The organism is Halomonas sp. ABH4_019, from assembly GCF_056159885.1.
This window is the reverse complement of the sequence record NZ_JBSWWC010000004.1, coordinates 347021-367121: the sequence shown is the minus strand read 5'-3', so window position 1 is coordinate 367121 and position 20101 is coordinate 347021. Positions and strand designations below refer to the sequence as shown.

31 protein-coding genes and 1 pseudogene are annotated in these 20101 nt (G+C 67.8%); 24 read left to right on the top strand and 8 right to left on the bottom strand.

Annotated elements, in window-relative coordinates; all coding sequences use genetic code 11:
• Nucleotides 1-91: 91 nt before the first annotated feature.
• The 8 genes and pseudogenes from ACXAFN_RS17540 to ACXAFN_RS17505 form a co-directional block, all read right to left on the bottom strand.
• Nucleotides 92-904 carry a YfdQ family protein gene (locus ACXAFN_RS17540; RefSeq protein WP_474990840.1) on the bottom strand — a complete coding sequence of 271 codons (813 nt, stop codon included), beginning with the start codon at nt 902-904 and terminating at the stop codon, nt 92-94.
• 2 nt (nt 905-906) lie between these two features.
• The gene (locus ACXAFN_RS17535; protein ID WP_474990838.1) at nt 907-1284 is read right to left on the bottom strand and encodes a hypothetical protein; all 378 of its coding nucleotides are present in this window, start codon (nt 1282-1284) and stop codon (nt 907-909) included.
• 15 nt (nt 1285-1299) lie between these two features.
• Nucleotides 1300-1599: a hypothetical protein gene (locus ACXAFN_RS17530; protein ID WP_474990836.1), complete on the bottom strand. Its 300-nt coding sequence runs from the start codon at nt 1597-1599 to the stop codon at nt 1300-1302.
• Nucleotides 1590-1910: a hypothetical protein gene (locus ACXAFN_RS17525; RefSeq protein WP_474990834.1), complete on the bottom strand. Its 321-nt coding sequence runs from the start codon at nt 1908-1910 to the stop codon at nt 1590-1592. Before ACXAFN_RS17525 ends, ACXAFN_RS17530 begins: the two co-directional genes overlap by 10 nt.
• On the bottom strand, nt 1907-2299 hold the full coding sequence (locus ACXAFN_RS17520) for a response regulator transcription factor (RefSeq protein ID WP_474990832.1): 393 nt from the start codon (nt 2297-2299) through the stop codon (nt 1907-1909). Before ACXAFN_RS17520 ends, ACXAFN_RS17525 begins: the two co-directional genes overlap by 4 nt.
• A 145-nt stretch (nt 2300-2444) precedes the next feature.
• On the bottom strand, nt 2445-3302 hold the full coding sequence (locus tag ACXAFN_RS17515; RefSeq protein WP_474990830.1) for a hypothetical protein: 858 nt from the start codon (nt 3300-3302) through the stop codon (nt 2445-2447).
• Between the two features lie 14 nt (nt 3303-3316).
• Entirely contained in the window at nt 3317-3748 is a 432-nt protein-coding gene (locus ACXAFN_RS17510) for a LexA family protein (RefSeq protein WP_474991063.1), read from the bottom strand.
• Between the two features lie 159 nt (nt 3749-3907).
• Nucleotides 3908-4087: pseudogene (locus tag ACXAFN_RS17505) on the bottom strand (helix-turn-helix domain-containing protein); the annotation flags it as partial.
• A 157-nt stretch (nt 4088-4244) separates the two neighbouring features.
• Between ACXAFN_RS17505 and ACXAFN_RS17500 the strand changes: the two are divergent.
• From ACXAFN_RS17500 to ACXAFN_RS17385, 24 genes are all read left to right on the top strand, one after another.
• Entirely contained in the window at nt 4245-4481 is a 237-nt protein-coding gene (locus tag ACXAFN_RS17500) for a helix-turn-helix domain-containing protein (RefSeq protein WP_474990828.1), read from the top strand.
• 41 nt (nt 4482-4522) lie between these two features.
• Nucleotides 4523-4849, top strand: a complete 327-nt coding sequence (locus ACXAFN_RS17495) for a hypothetical protein (protein ID WP_474990826.1) — start codon at nt 4523-4525, stop codon at nt 4847-4849.
• Complete coding sequence (locus ACXAFN_RS17490; RefSeq protein ID WP_474990824.1) at nt 4839-5141, top strand: hypothetical protein; 303 nt, start codon at nt 4839-4841, stop codon at nt 5139-5141. The genes ACXAFN_RS17495 and ACXAFN_RS17490 overlap by 11 nt, the downstream gene beginning before the upstream one ends.
• Nucleotides 5138-6154 carry a DnaT-like ssDNA-binding domain-containing protein gene (locus ACXAFN_RS17485; RefSeq protein WP_474990822.1) on the top strand — a complete coding sequence of 339 codons (1017 nt, stop codon included), beginning with the start codon at nt 5138-5140 and terminating at the stop codon, nt 6152-6154. Before ACXAFN_RS17490 ends, ACXAFN_RS17485 begins: the two co-directional genes overlap by 4 nt.
• Complete coding sequence (locus ACXAFN_RS17480; RefSeq protein WP_474990820.1) at nt 6075-6842, top strand: hypothetical protein; 768 nt, start codon at nt 6075-6077, stop codon at nt 6840-6842. Before ACXAFN_RS17485 ends, ACXAFN_RS17480 begins: the two co-directional genes overlap by 80 nt.
• Before the next feature lie 3 nt (nt 6843-6845).
• Complete coding sequence (locus ACXAFN_RS17475; protein ID WP_474990818.1) at nt 6846-7631, top strand: BRO-N domain-containing protein; 786 nt, start codon at nt 6846-6848, stop codon at nt 7629-7631.
• Complete coding sequence (locus tag ACXAFN_RS17470) at nt 7628-7996, top strand: hypothetical protein (protein WP_474990816.1); 369 nt, start codon at nt 7628-7630, stop codon at nt 7994-7996. The genes ACXAFN_RS17475 and ACXAFN_RS17470 overlap by 4 nt, the downstream gene beginning before the upstream one ends.
• Nucleotides 7993-8541, top strand: a complete 549-nt coding sequence (locus ACXAFN_RS17465; RefSeq protein WP_474990814.1) for a VRR-NUC domain-containing protein — start codon at nt 7993-7995, stop codon at nt 8539-8541. The genes ACXAFN_RS17470 and ACXAFN_RS17465 overlap by 4 nt, the downstream gene beginning before the upstream one ends.
• Nucleotides 8541-9077 (top strand): hypothetical protein, encoded by a 537-nt coding sequence (locus ACXAFN_RS17460; RefSeq protein WP_474990812.1) that lies wholly within the window; start codon nt 8541-8543, stop codon nt 9075-9077. The genes ACXAFN_RS17465 and ACXAFN_RS17460 overlap by 1 nt, the downstream gene beginning before the upstream one ends.
• Before the next feature lie 119 nt (nt 9078-9196).
• A complete protein-coding gene (locus tag ACXAFN_RS17455) occupies nt 9197-9568 on the top strand; it encodes a hypothetical protein (protein ID WP_474990810.1) in 372 nt (123 codons plus the stop codon).
• Nucleotides 9569-9576: 8 nt separating this feature from the next.
• On the top strand, nt 9577-9936 hold the full coding sequence (locus tag ACXAFN_RS17450; protein WP_474990808.1) for a D-Ala-D-Ala carboxypeptidase family metallohydrolase: 360 nt from the start codon (nt 9577-9579) through the stop codon (nt 9934-9936).
• A gap of 90 nt (nt 9937-10026) precedes the next feature.
• Nucleotides 10027-10311, top strand: coding sequence for a hypothetical protein (locus ACXAFN_RS17445; protein ID WP_474990806.1), 285 nt, complete (start codon nt 10027-10029; stop codon nt 10309-10311).
• Nucleotides 10308-10682 (top strand): hypothetical protein, encoded by a 375-nt coding sequence (locus ACXAFN_RS17440; RefSeq protein WP_474990804.1) that lies wholly within the window; start codon nt 10308-10310, stop codon nt 10680-10682. Before ACXAFN_RS17445 ends, ACXAFN_RS17440 begins: the two co-directional genes overlap by 4 nt.
• Nucleotides 10627-10890, top strand: a complete 264-nt coding sequence (lysC, locus tag ACXAFN_RS17435) for an Rz1-like lysis system protein LysC (protein WP_474990802.1) — start codon at nt 10627-10629, stop codon at nt 10888-10890. Before ACXAFN_RS17440 ends, lysC begins: the two co-directional genes overlap by 56 nt.
• A 102-nt stretch (nt 10891-10992) precedes the next feature.
• Nucleotides 10993-11505, top strand: coding sequence for a helix-turn-helix domain-containing protein (locus ACXAFN_RS17430; RefSeq protein WP_474990800.1), 513 nt, complete (start codon nt 10993-10995; stop codon nt 11503-11505).
• On the top strand, nt 11498-13453 hold the full coding sequence (locus tag ACXAFN_RS17425) for a phage terminase large subunit family protein (RefSeq protein ID WP_474990798.1): 1956 nt from the start codon (nt 11498-11500) through the stop codon (nt 13451-13453). The genes ACXAFN_RS17430 and ACXAFN_RS17425 overlap by 8 nt, the downstream gene beginning before the upstream one ends.
• A 10-nt stretch (nt 13454-13463) precedes the next feature.
• On the top strand, nt 13464-14006 hold the full coding sequence (locus ACXAFN_RS17420) for a hypothetical protein (protein ID WP_474990796.1): 543 nt from the start codon (nt 13464-13466) through the stop codon (nt 14004-14006).
• 70 nt (nt 14007-14076) lie between these two features.
• On the top strand, nt 14077-15576 hold the full coding sequence (locus tag ACXAFN_RS17415) for a phage portal protein (RefSeq protein WP_474990795.1): 1500 nt from the start codon (nt 14077-14079) through the stop codon (nt 15574-15576).
• The gene (locus tag ACXAFN_RS17410; protein ID WP_474990793.1) at nt 15566-17686 is read left to right on the top strand and encodes a phage major capsid protein; all 2121 of its coding nucleotides are present in this window, start codon (nt 15566-15568) and stop codon (nt 17684-17686) included. The genes ACXAFN_RS17415 and ACXAFN_RS17410 overlap by 11 nt, the downstream gene beginning before the upstream one ends.
• A gap of 74 nt (nt 17687-17760) precedes the next feature.
• Nucleotides 17761-18072, top strand: coding sequence for a Rho termination factor N-terminal domain-containing protein (locus ACXAFN_RS17405; RefSeq protein ID WP_474990791.1), 312 nt, complete (start codon nt 17761-17763; stop codon nt 18070-18072).
• Nucleotides 18072-18392, top strand: coding sequence for a head-tail joining protein (locus ACXAFN_RS17400; protein WP_474990789.1), 321 nt, complete (start codon nt 18072-18074; stop codon nt 18390-18392). Before ACXAFN_RS17405 ends, ACXAFN_RS17400 begins: the two co-directional genes overlap by 1 nt.
• A 61-nt stretch (nt 18393-18453) precedes the next feature.
• The gene (locus ACXAFN_RS17395; RefSeq protein WP_474990787.1) at nt 18454-18972 is read left to right on the top strand and encodes a hypothetical protein; all 519 of its coding nucleotides are present in this window, start codon (nt 18454-18456) and stop codon (nt 18970-18972) included.
• Nucleotides 18969-19526, top strand: a complete 558-nt coding sequence (locus tag ACXAFN_RS17390) for a hypothetical protein (RefSeq protein ID WP_474990785.1) — start codon at nt 18969-18971, stop codon at nt 19524-19526. Before ACXAFN_RS17395 ends, ACXAFN_RS17390 begins: the two co-directional genes overlap by 4 nt.
• Entirely contained in the window at nt 19523-20068 is a 546-nt protein-coding gene (locus ACXAFN_RS17385; RefSeq protein WP_474990783.1) for a phage baseplate assembly protein V, read from the top strand. Before ACXAFN_RS17390 ends, ACXAFN_RS17385 begins: the two co-directional genes overlap by 4 nt.
• Nucleotides 20069-20101 lie beyond the last annotated feature (33 nt).

Sequence of the window (20101 nt, the reverse complement as noted above, 5' to 3'; positions counted from 1 at the left end):
CACCAGCTGCCGGCGTTTTGCTCGTGGTCCCCGTGGCACTGGCCGGCGCTGCCTGGGGCGAGGCCCTGGTGCGACCAGGGCGACCGGAGAGTTAGCTGGCTGGCGCGTCGGCGTGGAGCATCATCACGTCGTCGCCGAGGTCCTGGCGGATCTGCTCCAAGGTGCTGGCGAAGGCGTCTTCCAAGAGGCGCTCGGGGCGCAGCAGGTCGAACCACATGACCAGCTGGCCGTCGTGGATGCGGTAGCGGAGGCGAGCGGTCAGGGCATAGTGGTCGCCGCCCTCGAAGACTGGGATGCCCAGCTCGAAGGTCTCGGGGATCTCGATCGTGCCCTTGCCGGCGGTGCCCTTGATCTCTTCGTTGAAGGTGATCTGCACCTCGCCGTTGTCGAGACGCACGCCGCTCTGGAAGTCGACCTTCTTCTTGGCCTCCAGGGTGCGGCTGATGGTCAGGATGTCGCTGCCGCTGGGCTGCTGGACGTCCGGGAGGTTGTCTTCGATGAACTTGGCGAAGTCGACCTGGCGCATGGACTTGCCATCGGCTGCCGTCCAGGTGATCCAGCTGCGCGAGTGCGGGCAGGCGTAGGTCGCCCGGTGGTCGCCCCAGGCCGGCAGGCCGGCGCCGGGGTGGTTCAGTACCGCGGTGAAGCGAGTGCGCTCCAGGTCGGCATAGACGGTGGTCTCCGAGTCCTTGAAGCGGTTCACGTAGCGCGTGAAGTCGGCGGCGTTGTGGATCGCCACCTTCTGGCGTGTACGCCGCGGTACAGCGTGGAATCGCTCGAGGTCCTCCAGGCGGAAGCCCTCGGGTACCAGTACGGTCTCCTGAGTTTCCGGGTCGACCTTGGTCAGCGCCATGCCAGCGGCAATGGCTTCTCCGGTGGTGGTCTTGAGGGTCAGGTCTTCCATGGTCACACCTGCTTGATCGTGGTGGGCTTGGGCTCTTCGGCCACGGTCTTGGTCTCACGCGGGGCGTCCGGCACCTCGCGAAGATCCATCTTCTGCTGACGCGGATCCTCCAGCTGGAGCTGCAGGTTCGCGTCCTCGAACATCACGCTGGCGCCGCGATCCAGTTCCGGCAGCTGGGCCTTGATCTCGTCGGTCAGCATGTACATGCCAGGCATGCCCTTCTCGGGCTTGATCTTCACGCGGTACGTGAGGACCGCCTGCTTGCCGGTCTCCTTGCAGGCCTCCTGGGCTTCCATCAGCTTCTCGCTGAGCTCCTCGGCGGTCTGGCCGCGACGCATCTTGGCGAGCATCTGCGCAAAGGCGTGGGGGTTGGCTTCCATCTCGCTCTCCTTGGGTCAGAACTGCACCAGCTGGCGCTCGGTGCTGGGGGTGATACGCCGTGGGGCAGGGCACTGCTCGTCGGCGATCTCGCGGTAATCGGGCTGGCCGGCGCGACGGTTCAGCGGCACACCCCGCTCGATCTCGGCGCGCCACAGGGCGACGTCTTCGCAGTACTGCCGGTGCGACTCGGCGGCGACCCGGGCATCCATCCGGGTGACCGCGGCGAGGGCGAGCAGCAGGGCGGTACCCACCACCAGGGAGACGAAGAACAGCACCAGGCCCAGGGCGCTGCGGTCGTTGGCTGTCATGCGCATGCGGCGTCCTCCCGGCGGAACAGGGTGATGTTCCCGTTGTGGTGGAGCTGTTCGAGCATCCAGCGCAGCCAGCTGATGGCTTCTTCCTGGGTGCGGTGTGGCTCCTGGGCGACGATGGTCACCAGCTCTCCGGTGCTGGGCACGAAGAACGCGGGCCGGTATCCGGCCCGGGGTGAGGTCGACACGGCGCGCTGGGCTACCAGCTGGGTCTCGGGGTCGGTGATCCCGTGGCGCTGGGCGTGATCGCGCCAGGCCGCGGCGATCTCGCGCACGTGGTAGGTGAACTGAGTGGCGGTCTCGTGCTGGTTCATGCGAAGACACTCCCGAGGTCGCGCCGGGCGATCCGGCTGGTGGCTGCCAATGGCTGGCGCGTGCGCACTGGCTGGCGGACGCGGAGGGTGGTGCCGTTGAGGTCGGCGACCAGCAGGACCAGCACCAGGGGCGCGATCCAGCCGCGGCGCATCGCCTTGGCGATGGCGTCGGTGGCTCGGCTGGCGCGGAGGGAGTGATAGACCTTCTCTGCGGTGGTCTTCACCGTGGCGGGTGAGATACCCCGGGCCCTGGCGATTTCCTTCTGAGTCCAGCCCGCTGCCATGCCGGCGATGACCATGCCCTGCTTCTCGGTGAGTAGCCCCTGGCGAGGCTGGCCGACCTGGCATCGCCACCCGGCGAACTCGACGAACTGCGGTGTGTGTTCCATGCGATGTCCCCATCCATGTCGTGAGCCGATAGGGGAACAATACGAAAACGTATTAAGATGGTCAATGCGTTTACGTATAGATTGTGCGGTCAGACACAAAAAACCCGCCAGGGCGGCGGGTCTCGAGGCGGCGTGAGGAGGGAGCTCAGTCGTATTCGACGGGGTAGACGCCGGGCAGGAAGCGGAAGAGGGCGGTATCGATCGCCATCAAGGCATAAGCATTCTCCAGCGCAGCTTCGGCTTCGCGCATCAGTCGTGGCGCCGCTCGAATCTTCTGGCGCCATTCGTCGAGGCGCTTGTCGGTCTGCTGATCGATCTCTTGCTGGCTCATAGCCGTAAGCTCCACCAACGGCTGTTGTAGCTGCTCGAGCAGTACCCTGCGAAAGGGATACAAGAGCGCCGAGGTGCCCGGGAAGCGCAGCTCTAGGTCCTTCACCGTGGGGCGCTCATCGCGATACCAATGGCCGAACTTCTTGGTGATGCCCCGTGCCTGGTGCAACGCCTTGGCATCCTTGCGCAATAGTCGGTCGCTGGATCTCAGGCGTTCCTGATCTGTTCGCGCCATGGCCGTCAGGGCAGAAACTACCTCGGGCTCAAGCGATCGGGTGAAGCGTCGAAAATCACGGGCCCGTGCGATCGCGTCCTCAACCCTGTCGCGATGTGAAAAGGCCTGCTTCTGGAACTCGGAGATGGTGGCCCGGTTGCGCTGGCGCCGCTCCCAGGCACGAAAGCGGCTCCGTTCTTGCTTGAAGTCGGCTCCGAGGTGTTTTGCACCGCATATGTTGCCGATGTTGGTTTCCAGGCCGTCGCTGGTTTCGACCAGAAAGCCGCTGCCGTGCATGGTGCGGCAGCTGCTGATGCCGCATGGAAGCTGGTCGTTATCGGGGAAGCGGTATGCCTGGAGAATGCGAGCGAGCCCGCGCCCGCTCTCAGGGGAGAAGTCGAGTGATTCGCGATAGCGCGGGCGCTTGGTCAGATCGGCGGGGGTCCTGATCTCGTCCATGGCACCTCCGTGTGTTACAGACGCGTCTTAGCCTCAACGGCCACGCCGAGAATCCGGCAGTTGCCGTTGATGGGAATCAGCGGGTAGGCGGGGTTGAGCGCCTTGAGGAAGCGCTGTCCTCCATCCTCGATCAGCTGCTTGAAGGTGGCCTCGTTGCTGTCGGCCAGCAGGGCGGCCACCAGCTTTCCGGGCGCGGCCTCGATTCCGGTGTCGAACAGCACCAGGGTGCCCTCGGGGATGCTGGGGCGGCTGCCCGGTGGCGCGGTCATCGAGTCGCCCTGGACCTCCAACCAGAAGGCGCGGCCCTGGGCGCGGTAGTCGGTGGCTTCTTCGTGGGGCTCGGCGCCGGGCTCGTAGGGCGTCACGCACTCCGTCCAGGCGCCGGCCTGCACGCGGCTGATCACCGGGTAGCGGTGATAGCGAATCGGCTGCGGGGCCTCCTGCACGTTGGAAGACCGACGAACAGTGTCGCCCACCCTCGGGCCTTTGCGCACTGTCTCACCCACCCTCGGGCCTTTGCGCACTGTCTCACCCACCTTGGGGCTTTCGCGGTAGGTGTCGCCCACGCGAGGCATGTCACCATATGTCAGGTGGACAATCGAGACATCGAGGGCCTGCGCAATCTTCTCCAAGTTGCCCGTGCGGGGCGATTTGCTCTCCCCGGTGATGATCCGATGGATGGTCGGCTGAGGTACGCCGGACCTGCGAGCAAGCTCATTCTCGCTCCATCCCTTGTCGGATAGAGCCTGCGTCAGCCGATCAGCGAGTGTCTGTCCTTCGGTCATCCCGGGGCCTGCCTATGTAGTCCGGCGCTATCGCCGTCCAGGTTCTCGTCACTACACCACGTTATTCGAATTTGCATTGTCTCGGACGCAACCTTGCTCGCGCCAATACGCTTATGTATGCTCCATCCAATACGTTTGCGTATTAACCGAGGCTCTCATGCAGCATTTCACCGCTCGCGACATGGTTCGCGATCTCATCGATTCGGGGCTCACTCAGCAGCAGATCGCTGAGCGTGCCCGGGTCTCCCAAGCAACCATTGCTCGCGTGCACAGCGGATCGGATACCCGGTATGAGACCGGGAAGCGTCTCGCCGAACTCCATCGCCAGCTCTGCCCCGACAAGTACCGCACCCCAAAGCTTACCCCCGGCCGGGCCACGCCGACGACCGCCTGACCGGGGTGGATAGCCATACAGGACACGGAGACGGGGACGAGATGACCGCCGCATTGATGCTGCCGAGCTACGGGAATAGCTCACGCACCGACCTGATCCTCGAGGTGGCCCGCCTGGGGCTTCTCGTCGAGGACGCTACCCACCACCTGAGCCCGGCCGAGGATGGCCGCTCCCGGGCGCAATTCCACCACGCCATGGCGGCACTGCTGGCGCTGACGGAAGCCGAGCAGGCGGACGGCGGCAAGGCCGATCCCGAGACCTGCGCCCGGGTTGCCGCCTTCCGCAAGCATCACGAGTCGCTGGTGGAGCAATACCGCCAGGACCTGAAAGAACTGGCCCAGCAGGGAGGCGATACCGATGCAAGCTGATACCGCGAAGCGCGCCACGGCCGAGCGGGACCGGGCCAACCTCATCACCGAGGCGAGCCGCCTGGCGTTCGAGATCGAGGCCGCCGAGCGCAACGCGCCGCACGACGCCCACGGCACGCACATGCCCCGGCTGCGCCTACGCTACCACAACGCCATGGCCCGACTGCTGGCGCTGACCGAGGCGTTCGACCCCGCCGCACAGAACCGGATCGACCAGGCCCGCCAGGACCACGACGAGTTGGCGGCCCGGTATGAGCGTGAGCTGGCACAGCTCGAGGGGCAGGGGGCATGAGCGTCGAAGCTATCACCTGGGCCCTTCAACAGCAGGCCGTCACCGATCCCGGTGCCCGGTCGGTGCTGTTCGGCTTGGCCAACCACGCCAACCACGAAGGCCGCCATGCCTTCCCGAGCGTGGACCTGCTGCGTCGCTATACCGGCCTGGGCCGTCGCACGGTGATCGCCAAGCTGAAGCTGCTTCAGCAGGAGGGGCTGATCCGCAAGGGGAACCAGCGGGTCGCCGCGGCGATCATCGACCGCGCTGACCGACGCCCCACGGTGTATGACCTCGCCCTGGGCATGGGGCTGGAGAGTGTCGAGCCAATTGGTGACGAGCAGGAACCGGACATGCCGGCCGAACCGGGTGCAAATCCTGCACCCCGTGAGAGTGGGGCTACACGGGATGCGGCTGGCGCACCCCGTGATGACCAGCGAGGTGCACGGCCTGCACCCCGTGACGGGAACGGGGTGCAAATGACGACGCCACGGGGTGCAGGAGCTGCACCCGAACCGTCCGGAACCAACCCCTACTCTCTCTCTGGCGCGAGCGGCGATCCGAACGAGCACCAGGTGTTCGGCCAGGCCGCCGGTCGCGATGACGATGGCCAGCCGCCGGCCAGTGATCACCGCTTCGCCATGACCCTCGACTGGCAGCCCGAGCCCGAAGCGTTCGCCATGGCCTGCCAGCGCGCCGCCCTGGCTGCCGACACCGAGTACACGCCGGCCCAGCTAGCCAAGTTCACCGCCCACCACGCCGATGCCCCGGGCCGCCGTCACGGCCAGGCCGCCTGGGTCGCCAAGTTCGTCGACTGGATCCGCAACGATGACCGCCGCGCTCAGGCTGCGGCGAGCGCCACCACGGGAGGACAGCCTCATGGAAACCGCACAGGACATGCTGGCCAGCGTCAGCGCTTCGCCAACCTCAGCGCCGCGGAGGCTCGTCGCCTCGTTGAGCAACGCCGCCGAGAGCAAGCGGCGGGATCGCCAGGGGGCGAGGTCTACGACGGGGACGCTGGCGCCGGTTACTGAGCAAACCATCGACTGGCTGTTCGATGCCCTGGGCCAGCTCTACGGCGTGCACTGGCGTCGTCGTTGCGCCGATGCCGGCTGGGGCGAGGAGATCGAGGGGCAATGGGTCTGCCTCGATGCCACCGGCGAGTGGCTCCAGGCCCTGCAGCACCTGAGCGAGGCCCACGTGACCTGCGGGCTGGCCGCCCTGAACGAGGCCGCCGCCACTGCCGTGGCCGAGGGGCGCACCGCCTGGCCGCCGGACAGCGCGATGCTGTTCGCCAAGGCCTGCCGCCTGCGTCCGGAACCGCTGGGCCTGCCGAGCACCGAGGAAGCCTGGCGCAACGTGCAGGAGCACGCCTTCGCCGGCAAGCCGTTCATCCACGACGCCGTGGCCGCCGCCGCCGAGCACGTGGACCTGCACAACCTGCGAAGCGCGAGCTACCACCAGCTCGGCGAGCACCGCCGGCAGTTCCAGCACTACTACGCCAGCGGCAACCACGACTGCGTGGTGGAACGAGTGGCCCGTGGCGACACCATGCGGCCCCGGGCGGCCCTGGAGCATGACGCTAAGCGCAGCCAGGCCGAGATGGCCGAGCGTGCTGGCCGTGAGGCGGCACAAGCTCAAGTGGAGGCCGCGGGTCTGCCGCACCGCATGAACGCCGACCAGGGCCTCCGGTCCCTGCGGGCCGCACTGAAAGGAGCCTGAGCCATGAGCAACGTGATCCCCTTCGAGTTCGATCAGCAGCCGGTGCGAGTCGTCCAGGATGACGACGGCGATACGCTCTTCCTGGCCCATGACGTCGCGCGTGCCTTGGGATACGCCAAGCCACGCAACGCTGTGTCTCGTCACTGCAAGGGGGCCCTGAAACGGGGCGCCCTTACCGATGGCGGTCAGCAGGCCATGACCGTCATCCGCGAGCCCGACGTCTACCGGCTGATCGTGAAGAGCCAGCTGCCCAGCGCCGAGCGTTTCGAGGCCTGGGTGTTCGAGGAGGTGCTGCCGGCGATCCGCCAGACCGGCGGCTATCAGGTGGTCCAGCCGTCGGCGCCGGCCGAGGACACCACGGCCATCGCTCGTGCCTCGGCGATTGCTGGCGCCCTGGACGGCGCCGCCCGGGCGTTCGGCTTCGACGACAACATGCGGCTGCTCTCGGTCAACCAGGCGGTGCAGAAGCGCACCGGGGTCAACCTGCTCGAGGAGCTGGGCGCGACCCACCTGCTGAGCCCGATGAACGAGCGCTACCTCACGCCGACCGAGCTGGGCCTGCCGCTGGACATGAGTGCCATCGCGGTGAATCGGGCGCTGCGCGATCTCGGCTTCCAGGCGCAGCAGTCCGATGGCCGTGGCAAGAAGCACTGGGTGCTGACCGAGGTCGGGCGCAAGGCCGGCGGGCGGATGCTGGACACCGGCAAGCGTCATGGTGATGGCACGCCGGTGCAGCAGCTCAAGTGGCCGGAGAGTGTGGGCGACGCCCTGCGGGAGGCGGCGGCGTGACCAGCTACAAGGGCGGCCAGCAGGCCCGGCGCGCGGCAATGCTGTGCCAGAACGCGCGCTTCCGCCTCTACCTCGACGGGACACAGCGTCGCCGGCATGGCCTGGGCATCGCCGACCTGCCGGACGGCACCCATACCGAGCAGGACGCCGCCGATGCCATCCGGCGGGCCTGTGGCGTTGGCAGCCGGGCGGAGATCGACCACAGCGACGAGGCGCGGGCGATGCTCGACCGGATCGTCGCCGACTACCAGCGCTGGGAGCGGCAGCAGCTCAGGGCCGTATCCCCTATGGGGGATAACCGCCAAATATCCGCCATGGGGGATAACGCCCCATCACAGCCACAGAAGCAGGAGCGGTACCCATGACTACTGGCAGCAAGGCGCGCCCGGTGCGCCGCAAGCGGACATGGCGGGAACGGTCGCTCACGGGACCGGCGTTGGGCGCCAACGGGGCAGGCAAGCCTGCGGCGTCTCGTGCCGACCACGAGGGCAGCGAGCAGAAGGCGCTGATCAGCTGGCTGCATGGCGAGTGGCGGCGCGGGTCCGAGGTGGGCCAGGCCTACCCGGTCACCTACCACGTGCCCAATGGTGGCGCCCGCCACAAGCGCACCGCGGGGGAGCTGAAGGCTCAGGGCGTGAAAGCGGGCGTGTCGGACCTGGTGGTGATGGAGGCGAGAGGTGGGCTGTTCGGGCTGTATCTGGAATTCAAGGCGACGCCGCCGCGCAATGCGTCGATCGCGACCTCCCAGCGCGATTGGCTGGTGCTAGCGGATGAGCGGGGATACGGCGCGGTGCTGGCGCAGGGTCTCGAGGAGGCCCGGCGGGTGCTGCGCGAGTACATGGCGCTGCCGCCGACCTTGGTGGAGGGCCGCCGCCATCGCCTGGAGATGGGGACCGACTGGAGGAAGTGATGCGGCTGCCGAAAAGCGTGCAACAGATTGCGGACGTCATTGGGCGTGATAAGGCGCTGCGGCTGGTGCGGCAGCTGCCCCGTTGCGGGAGCCGGCCGCGCCGTCGGAACCTCTACATCCCCTCCGCCGAGAACCTACGTGACGACCACAAGCTGGTGGCCCTGGTCGGCAAGGAGGACGCGCGGGCGCTGGCCGAGGCCCTCGGCGGCCAGACGATCCAGCCGGCCCTGTGCCGCTACATGGAGCGGGCCATGGCCAATCGACGAATCCTGGCACTGCGCGACCTGGGCCAGACCGTGCCGGAGATCGCCCGGGAGATGGGCATGACCGAGAAGTGGGTCGGGCACATCGTCGAGGCTCGGGAAATGCACCAGGCCGGCGCCGACGTCGAGGTGATCGCCCATTCGGTGAAGATCAGCCCGCTGACGCTGGGTTACATCCTCGGCATCGATGTCGGCGACCTGGTCGACGATGCCCCCGTGAAGCGGCGCGGTACGCCCCGGGCCGCCAGCCCGCAAATGACCTTCGAGCTTTGAACCCCCGCCAGCGGAGCGCCGTCGCGCGCCTGCGCACACTGAGCCCATGCAATCACCGCCGTGCCGGCTGGCGCGGATCGAGAACCAGAATGCAGCCCAGATACGCAGGCCCGGGAACCATGGCAGAAGCAAACGAGCGATTGGCGAGGGTGGAGACCCGCCTGGATGGCCAGGGGGAGATCCTCAACCGCCTTGAGCGCCACATGGAGTCGATGAGCGATTCCCACGCGGAGATGGCCAAAGCCGTCGCGCAGATCCCCCAACTGTTCCATCAGATGCTGGAGGTTCAGCAGGTATCCGCCGACCAGGGCGCGCGTCTGGCGGCCCTCGAGATCGAGATGGAGCACTCCCGCAAGGCGCGTGCGCGCCTGCGTGACGTGATCGAGCCCCGGGTCAACCGTTCCCACTTCGTGTCCAGCGCTACCGCCTGGGTGGCGGCGCTGGCCCTCACGGCTGTCGTGACCGCGGCGGCCAAAGGCTGGATCGCATAGGAGGCCCCATGCCCGACCATATCTCCCCCCACTTCCGCCGCGCCGAGTTCGCCTGCAGCTGCGGCTGCGGTTTCGACACCGTCGACCATCAGACCCTCGGCATCCTCGAGGCGGTCCGCGAGCACTTCGGGGCGCCCGTGACCGTGACCAGCGGCTGCCGGTGCCCCGACTACAACGCCCGCATCGGCGGCGCACGGCACAGCCAGCACAAGCTGGGGCGGGCCGCGGACATCCAGGTGCAGGGCGTCTCGCCCGGCGAGGTGCACGACTGGATCGCTGCTCAGTACCCGGCGGCCAGCCTGGGGCGCTATGACAGCTTCACCCACGTGGACACCCGCACCGACGGGCCCGCCAGGTGGCGCGGCTGATCCTGCTCACGCTCATGGCGGCCTCGGTGGCCGCCATGCTCCTCGAGGCCCTGCTACTGCATCGACGCCGATACCGGCACAGGAGACGTCATGCTCGAACATGTCGCACCGCTCGCCATGCTGCTCGCTGGCCTGGTGACGCACCTGCTCAAGAAGTTCATGGAGGTCCGCCAACAGCTGGAGGCGCTGACCCTGGGCGCGTACCTGAAGGCGCGCCCGTACAAGACCGCGATGGCGGTCATCGGCGCCCTGGCTGGCTACCTGCTGACCGCTGAGGCATCGGTACCCAGCCTGGTGGCGGCCTTCGGCGTCGGCTATGCGGCCGACAGCATGCTCGAGGTTGTGGGCGCCCGTGCGCGGGCGGCGGCCCGATGATCGGCCTCGGGCTGCTGCGCTCCTGGAAGCTGTGGCTGGCGCTGGCCCTGGTGGCTGGCGCTGCTGGTGTGGTGGCCATGGGGCTGCACCAGGCGCGCACGATCGGCGAGCTCGAGGCCGACAACGCCACCAAGCAGGCCGCCATCGAGAAGCTGGGCCAGCAGCTGGCCGACCAGCAGCAACAGCACCGCCAGGCCTTGGCGGCACGGGATGCGGCCCTCGAGGCCGAACGGGCCCATGCCCGTAAAGCACAAGCGCGTGCCCAGGGGCTGGCGGCCGAGATCGATAAAGCGAGGGCCACCGATGAACAGATTGATGCCTGCATGGGCCTGCGCCTGCCTGCTGGGCTGGCTGACCGGCTGCGCCAGTAGTCCTCACATCGTGACCGAGCAGCAGCCCCAACTGCCGCCGCCGGCCTACTTGGAGCCGTGCCCGGTATCGCTGGGCGCTGGGACGATCGGCGATGCCCTGAAGGGCCTGCGGGCCACGGTAGAGTGCGACCGCGCCGACAAGGCCGCGCTGCGTGAGTGGCGCGCCAAGCATGCCGAGGGCGACGGCGACGAGCCCGAGACTTTTTAGGTACTCCCGGCAGGGGGCCAGCCTGCGGGTGACAGGCAGCGCGGAAATTCGCATGAGCGAGGCATCCAGGAGCCGGTTGATTGTTGTTGTTTGAGGGAGCCGATGGCGTTCAAGGGAAAGGGCAGGGCGGTCAACCGCGAGGAGCTCGCCGAGGTGTTCGGCGTGTCGCTCAATACCGTGTCGACGTGGATCCGCAACGGCTGCCCCTTCGATCAACGCGGCCGGCAGGGCAAGCCATGGAAGTTCAACACCCGGGACGTCTCCGAGTGGTTGCGCGATCAGGCGCGAGAGGAAGCCGTCTCCGACAAGCCCGCCGACGAGTATTCGCTCAAGCTGCGCAAGCTGGCGGCCGAGACCGCCCAGGCCGAGCTGGATCTCGCCGAGGCCCGCAAGCAGGTGGCGCCCATCGAGGAGTTCGAGCGGGCGCGCGCGCTCGAGAATGCCGAGGTTCGGGCCGGCGTGATGAATGTCCCGAGCCGGGTGGTCAGCCAGCTGATCGGTGAGACCGACGAGGGGCGCTTCAAGGAGGTGCTGCGCGCTGAGCTGATCCAGGCCCTCGAGGCGGCGGCCGAGGCCGAGGTCGAGCTCGAGGAGGAGGACTGCGAGGATGACTGACGTCGTCGAGCCCGCCGAGCAGTTCAGCAACGCCAGCGGGGTGCTGCAGGCGCTGAAGCGCAGCGCCCGGCACCTGGTGCCGCCGGCCCCGCTCAAGCCCAGCGAGTGGGCCGAGCAGAACGTCCGTATCCCGGCCGGCAACGCCATTCCCGGGCCGATCCGGTTCGACAATGCTCCATACCAGCGCGAGCCGATGGATATGGCCGTGCACCCGGGCTGCTATCGCATCTCGCTCATGTGGGGCGCCCAGGTGGGCAAGACCCAGCTGGCGCTGTGCCTGCAGGGCTACAACATCGCCCACGAGCCGCGCAGCCAGATGATGATGCAGCCCAGCCAGGGCGACCTCACCACCTGGCTGGAGACCAAGTTCAATCCCATGGTCGACGCGAATCCGGTGCTGCAGAGTTTACTGGCCAAGCCGCGCAGCCATGAGGGCGTGAACAACCAGCGCATGAAGTCCTACCCGGGAGGCTTCCTGATGTTCGCCTGGGCTGGTTCCACCAAGACCATGCGCGGGCGCTCGGCGCCGATCATCGTCGCCGACGAGGTCGACGGCTACAGCGGTACCGACGAAGGCGACGAGGTCGAGCTGCTCTGGCAGCGGGCGGCCACCTTCGGCGACCAGCGGCTGCTGGTGGAGATCTCCACGCCGACCATCAAAGACGAGAGCCGCATCGAGGCCGCCTTCGAGGCTGGCGATCAGCGACGCTTCTACGTCGCCTGCCCGCACTGCGACCATCACCAGCCGCTGCGCTGGGAGCAGGTCAGCTGGGACAAGGACGACGACGGCAATGCTCTGCCCGACACGGCGGACTACACCTGCGAAGGTTGCGCGAAGGCCTGGAACGACGGGCAGCGTATCGCTGCGATCCGCACCGCCGAGCAGGTCGGCGCCGGCTGGAAGGCCGCCAAGCCGTTCCGCGGGCACGCCAGCTACCACCTCAACGAGCTGTACAGCTGCTTTCGCCGCCTGCGGGACATCGTCCAGTCGTTCCTCGACAAGAAGGCCAAGGGTGATCTTCAGTCGTTCATCAACGTCAGCTTGGCGGAGACTTGGGAGGAGCAGGGCGAGCAGGCCGAAGCCCACGTGCTGATGCAACGCGCCGAGAACTACAGGGCCCCGGTGCCGTCCGGCGGCGTAGTGCTGACCGCCGGCATCGACATGCAGCAGGACCGCCTCGAAATGGAGACGGTGGCCTGGGGCTATGGCGAGGAATCCTGGTCGGTGGATTACACCGTGCTGTGGGGCGACCCGCTGCAGGACGACGTCTGGCGCGACCTTGACGACTACCTGGCCACCACCTGGACCCACGAGAGCGGCGCTCAGCTGGGCATCATCGCCGCCTGCCTGGATACCGGCGGCAGTAGCGGCTACACCCAGCGCGCCTACGAATACGCCCGCGGCAAGACCGGCCGCCGGCTGTTCGCCATCAAGGGCGTGGCGGGCTGGGATCGCCCCGTGGTCACCGCCCCCTCGCGCAAGCGCACCGGCCGTGGCCAGCGCAAGGTCGACCTGTTCAGCGTCGGGGTGGACGAGGCCAAGCTCACCATCATGCGGCGCCTGGCCGTCGACCAGCACGGCCCCGGCTTCTGCCACTTCCCGGCCGATCGCGAGGCCGAATACTTCCACCAGCTCACCGCCGAGAAGCTGGTCACCAAGTACGTAAAGGGCGTGCCCAAGCGCGAATGGCACCAGACCCGTCCGCGCAACGAAGCGCTCGACTGCCGTGGCTACGCCTATGCCGCCTTCAAGATCGCCTCGCCCAGCCTCAAGCGCCACGCCGCTCGCCTGGCCGAATACGAGCCGCCGGCGGAGGAGAAGCCCGAGCCGGCAGCGAGCCCCGAAACGACGCCATCGGAACCACCGCCAGCGGAGTCGAAGCCGCGCAAGCGCAAGACTAGGCGCAAACGCTCCCGGCCCAGCAGCAGCTGGGTCAATCACTGGTGACTGGTGACGCATGCCCCACATCCCGGACAGCCTCACGGCCGGTACCACACTGGCATTTTCGGTGGCGCTGACCGCCTACCCACCTCCCGACTGGTCCCTCACACTGCTGCTGCGCGGCCCCGAGCAGCACGACCTGACCTCGAGCCCCGACGGCACCGTGCACGCCTTCAGCGTCTCGGCGACCGAGAGCGCTGGCTGGGCGGCCGGCGCCTACTGGTACAGCCTGCGTGCCACCGACGGCACCGAGGTGCACGAGCTGGAGACCGGCACCCTGACCGTCTCGCCGGATCTGGCAGCGGTCAGCGCCGAGTACGACGGCCGCGGTCATGCCGAGAAGGTCCTCGAGGCCATCGAGGCGGTGATCGAAGGGCGGGCCAGCAAGGACCAGGACAGCTACCGCATCAACAACCGCGAGCTTCGCCGCACTCCAATCTCGCAGCTGCTCAAGCTGCGCGCCGTCTATCGCCAGGAGGTGCGCCGCGCCAAGGCCGCCCGGCGTGGCCGCAATACCCTGGGTCGCCAGGTGCTAGCGAGGTTCGGTCATGGCGTTTGAGCTCTTCAAGCGACGCCGATCCTCCGGCTCTGCATCGACCACTGCGGCGCCGCCAACGGCAGCCGGGAAGATGCGCAGCATTCCCCGGGCGCTGGCGCGCACCCTGCTGGGTCAGGCCCGGGCCGACCGGCTGTCGAAGGACATGCCCACCACGCCGATACCCGCCGACCAGTTCGTCGACAAGAACCAGCGCGCCCTGGTGGCGCGCTCTCGCCATCTTCTGCTGACCAACGACTACGCCCGCGGCTTCGTCCGTCAGGTGCGCCAGAACGTGGTGGGCCGCAACGGCATCCAGCTGCAGGCGCAGGCCAGGGATGCCGACGGCACCCTCGACGAGCGCGCCAACGACGCCATCGAGGCCGACTGGCGTACCTGGTGCGACCGGCGCGTCTGCGACGTCACCGGGCGTCGCTCGTTCCGCCAGCTGCTGGGGCGTGCCGCCGAGGATGCCGCTACCAACGGCGAGTTCATGATCCGGCTGGTGTACGGCCGCGACCTCAATCCCTGGGGGCTGGCGCTCCAGGCGCTGGACCCGCAGCGCTGCCCGGTCGAGGTCAACGAGGATCGCCTGCCTGACGGCCACTTCATCCGCCAGGGCATCAAGTACAACCGCTGGGGCCGGCCGGTCGGCTACCTGTTCGGCACCCTCGACCCGGCCGAGAGCGACTACCGCTTCGGCGGTCGCCACTTCGTCGAGGTGCCGGCGGACGAGGTGCTGCACGGCTTCCTCGAGGACCTGGTCGGCCAGCGCCGCGGCCTGCCGTGGATGGTTACCGCGGTGCTGCGCATGCACCACCTCGACGGCTTCGAGAAGGCCGCCCTGGTCAATGCCCGCGTCTCGGCCGCCAAGGGGGGCTTCTTCGAGTGGGACGAGGGCATGGGGCCCGACGATGACGAGGACGACGACGAGCCGCTCTACATGGACGCCGAGCCGGGCAGCTATCAGGAGCTGCCGCCGGGGCTCAAGTTCAAGGGCTGGGATCCTCAGTTTCCCAGCGGCGAGCTGGCGCCGTTCAGCAAGCAGAGCCTGCGCGGCATCGCCACCGGGCTGGGCGTGGACTATCCCACGCTGGCCAACGACCTTGGCGACGTGAATTTCTCCAGTCTGCGCCACGGCGTGCTGGATTCCCGCGACCACTGGATGGACCTGCAGGAGTGGCTGATCGAGCAGCTGCTCGAGCCGGTGTTCCAGGCCTGGCTGCCGCGTGCGTTGCTCAAGGGCATCCGCGTGGCCGGTACCAACGGCGCCACGCTGCGCCCGGATCGCATCGAGAAGTACCGCGCCCACGAGTGGCAGGCCCGCCGGTGGGACTGGGTCGACCCGGACAAGGACAGCAAGACCGCCGCCCGCGACATCGCCAACAAGATCAAGTCGCCCAGCCAGGTGATCCGCGAGCGCGGCGGCGATCCGCGCACCGTGTGGCGCCAGTGGGCCGCCGACCGCAACGCGATGATCGAGGCCGGCATCCCCGAGGCCATCGTCGACGCCACCCTGGGCAACCCGGCCATGAACACCGGCAGCACCACGCCCCAGGGCGAAACCGCAGGAGAGACGAGCAATGAAGGATAAGCGCGAGACGCGTGACCGGCTGCACCGGCCGGTCAGTGACAAGCCGCAGCCGGCGACCGACAAGGCCCGTCAGCTGCAGGGCAGCCACCAGACCCGCGGCGTCAGCGACGAACAGCTGCGCAAGCTGAAGGCCGAGGGGCTTCGCCGCGACATGGTGGTCGGCGAAATTCGGTCCATCGACCACGAGAACCGCACGGTCGAGCTGGCGTTCTCCAGCGAGGCCGAGGTCGAGCGGTGGTTCGGCATCGAGGTGCTGGACCACGGCGAGGGTGCCATGCGTACGGAGCGTCTCGCCGATGGCGGGGCGGTCCTGGTCAACCACGACTGGGACGACCATGTGGGCGTGGTGGAGTCTGTCACCGTGGGAGCCGACCGGCGGGGTCGGGCGAAGGTGCGCTTTGGCAAGGGCGCCCGCGCTTCCGAGGTGTGGCAGGACGTGGTCGACGGCATCCGTCGGCATGTCTCGGTGGGCTACTCGATCCACAAGGTAGAGGTCGAGGAGCGCGCCGGGCAGGCCGACATGGTGCGCGTCACCGATTGGGAGCCGCACGAGATCAGCATCGTCTCGGTGCCGGCGGATGTTTCGGTGGGCGTGGGTCGCTCACAGGAACCACTGCCAGCGGAGCCGGGGAAGGGCGGGCCCGATACTGCCAGCAACGACGGCAATGGCGCTGCTGGCGCATCCCGAACACACCGGAAGGACAGCGACATGAAAGAGAAAATCCTGCGCGACAAGAGCGGCAACCTGGTCCGCGCCAAGGTCGATGACGAGGGCAACATCGTCGAGGTGCTCGAGATGATCGAGCGCGCCGGCCAGGCTCAGGAAGAGGCCCGCTCGGCCGGCCAGCAGGCCGAGCAGCAGCGAGTGAAGGCGATCATGGACATGGGCCGCCAGTACGAGAACACCGACCTGGCGACCCAGTACGTCAGCGAGGGCAAGAGCCCGGAGGAGTTCCAACGCGCCCTGCTGGATTCCATGCACGGCACGCGCTCCAAGCCGCTGAGCGATCGCGGCGGCGACGGTGCCCAGGGCGTCCAGAACGGCGAGGCTCGTTCCTCGCAGCTGGGCATGACCGACCAGGACCTGCAGCGCTACTCGATGATGAAGGTGGTGCGCGCCCTGGCCAATCCGCAGGACAAGCGCGCCCAGGACGCCGCCGGCTTCGAGCTGGAGCTCTCCCAGGAAGCGGAGCGCCAGTACGGCAAGCAGGCCCGCGGCATCCTGATCCCCGACGACGTGCTCGCCCGTGCTTTCAATGCCGGCGGCGCGGCCGACACGCCGACCGGGGCTCAGACTGGCCAGCAGCTCGTGGATACCCAATACATGGCCGGCAGCTTCATCGAGATGCTGCGCAACCGCACCGCGCTGATGCGCCTGGCCACCACCATGAGCGGCCTGGTCGGCAACGTGGAGATCCCCAAGCAGACCGGCGGCGCCACCGCCTACTGGGTCGGCGAGGGTGTCGATGCCACCGAGGGCACCCCGACCATCGGTCAGCTGACCATGTCGCCCAAGACCGTGGCGGCCTTCACCGACATCACCCGCCGGCTGATGCTCCAGTCCACCCCGGACGCCGAGCGCATTGTGCGCAACGACCTGGCGTCCGCCGTGGCACTGGCCATCGACGACGCCGGCTTCTACGGCACCGGCGGCGACATGCCTACCGGCCTGGCCAACATCTCCGGCATCAACGCCGTGGAGTTCGCCACCAGCGGCAAGCCGACCTATGCCGAGACGGTGAAGATGGAGAGCGAGATCGCGGCCGACAACGCCGACGTGAACTCCATGGCCTACGTCATGGCCAGCGGCATGCGTGGCCACTACAAGACCACCGAGAAGTTCAGCGGCACCAACGGCAGCCCGATCTGGGAGCCCGGCAACACCGTCAATGGCTACGGCGCCGAGGTCACCAACCAGATCCAGGCCGGCGACCTGTTCTTCGGCAACTTCGCCGACCTGATCATCGGCATGTGGGGCGGCCTCGACCTGACCGTCGACCCCTACAGCCTGTCGAAGTCTGGCGGCACCCGCCTGGTGGTGTTCCAGGACGTCGACATGATGGCGCGCCGGGTCGAGTCCTTCTGCCTTGGCCGCTACGTCGCCCCCTGATCGGACGCCACTGACTGACGGCCCTGCACATCGCGGGGCCTTCTCACCATGAGCCATCCATGAGGTAAGCCCCCATGAGCAAGCAGACCAAGAAAGTCGACCTCGAGTGCACCAGCGCCTTCATGGCGAGTGGCAAGATGATCACCCCCGGCAAGGTGGTGCGCGGCGTGCCGGCGGCCGATGCCCAAAACCTGGTGCAGCGTGGCAAGGCCAAGCTGGTCGCCGCCGCGCCCGACGAGGACGACGGCGAGGCGCCCGCCCTCGAGGACCTGACCGTCGACGAACTCAAGGCCGTGGCCAAGGAGCACGAGATCGAGGGCGTCGAGCGCATGAAGAAGGCCGAGCTGATCGAAGCCATCTTGGCAGCTGAGATCGATGGTGAGTAATGCCGGCGCCTGACTGGGAAGACCTCGACGACTTCCTCGACGAGGCCGAGTTCGCCGACCCGGTCACCGTGACCCGGTCCGACAGCACGGTGTTGACCCTGTCCGGCATCTTCGAGGACCAGTACCTCGATGCCCAGCTCGGCGAGTACCGCATGGACACCGAGCGCCCGCGCGTCTGGTGTAAGCAGGCCGACGTGCCGGGCGTGCAGAGGGGCGATACCTGCACGGTCGGCGGCGTCACCTACGACGTCATGACCGAGCCCCAGGGCGACGGCACCGGCATGGCCATGCTCGATCTGGCGGTGAAGCCCGATGCTTAGAGAAGGGCTTTTCGAGATAGACACCGATGAGCTCCAGCGGGTCGCCGATGAGCTCGGGGCTATGCCGAAAGAGATCTACCAGTCCTATAACCGGGCTCTCAAGCGGACGGCCGCCACCCTGCGTAAGCTGGCCAGCCGTGGGCTGGTGTCTGAGCTCAACCTGCGGCGAGCCAAGGTGATGCGCCGCCGTTTGAAGTCCATTCGGGCCAAGGGGCGATTCCGAGGAAAAGAGATCGAAGACCTGGGCGAGGTGCGGCTGTGGTTTGGCCTCAACGACCTGCCGGTGTCCGAGTTCAAGGGGCGCGTGGCCGAGGAGAGCGGCGGGGCCAGATTCTCGGGGCCGGCCGGTAACCAACGCTATCCCGGGGCCTTCGTGGCCAGGAGTCGCTCAGCCGGGAGGCGCACCATCATGCGCCGTGTTCGGGAGACACGCCTGCCAGTCCGCCAGGAAACCCTGCCCATCGAGGAACGTGCTCAGGTGTTTCTCGAAGACCACGTATTCGACCAGCTCGAGGACATCTTCTGGCGCCACTTCCGGGATGACCTGGAGAGGCGCATCGCCTATCTGAGGGCCGCATGAACGCCGATACCGAGGCCGACCTCGATGGCCTGCACCAGGCCATCCTCGACACCATCGCCGACGCCTTCCCGGCGCTCAAGACCGTGGAGGACTACCCGGACGACCGCCAGCGCGTCCAGGTGCCGGCGGCCTTCATCGAGCTCACCGAGCTGACCGCGGTACCGGACGACGACCCGGGCACCGGCCAGCTGGCCCTCGAGGCGCAGTTCGAGCTGCGCTACCTGATCGGCTGGCGCGGGCTGAACCAGGGGAGGGTGGTGCGCCGCAACGCCGCGGCGCTGGCGCACTTCATCCACCAGCAGCAGTGGGGCCAGCCGGTGGAGCCCGCCCGGGTACTGGTCTGCGAGCCCGACGAGTTCAGCCCCGAGCTCGACCAGTACCTGGTGTGGCGTATCGAGTGGGCGCAAAACATCCACATCGGCGCCAACGAGTGGATCGACGACGGCACCCCGCCCACCGAGGTGTGGGTCGGCGTCTCGCCACTGATCGGCCCCGAGCACGAGGAGCACTACACCCGGCAGGATGGCGGCCAGTACGAGGAGGACGGGGCGTGAACCAGGCCTGGCGACTGCAAGAGCTCGAGCGCCGGCTCAACAACCTGTTGAGGGTCGGCACCATCTCGGCCGTCGACTACGATGCAGCCCGCTGTCGGGTGGCGATCGGCGAGATCCAGACCGCCTGGCTCAAGTGGTTCACCACCAGGGCAGGCAATGATCGCAGCTGGTGGGCCCCCGAGATCGGCGAACAGGTCATGGTCCTCTCGCCCAGCGGCGAGCTGGCGGCCGGCACCGTGCTGCCGGCGATCTACCAGAGCGCACATCCGGCTCCGGGTGACCGTGCCACTCACCGCATCGACGACTACGGCGATGGGACCCGTGTCACCTATGACCGAGAAGCCGGAAAGCTGACGGTGCAATGCGTGGGGGAGGTCGAGATCGCCGCGGCTGATGGGGTGACGATCAACGGCGATACCACCATCAATGGCGTGGTGGCCATCACCGGCGGCGGCGTGACCCACAACGGCACCGACATCGGCGACACCCACAAGCATGACGGCATCACAGCCGGCCCCGATACGACTGGTACCCCCGTCTAGTCTGCCGGGAACCACTGCCAGCGGAGCCGGCCG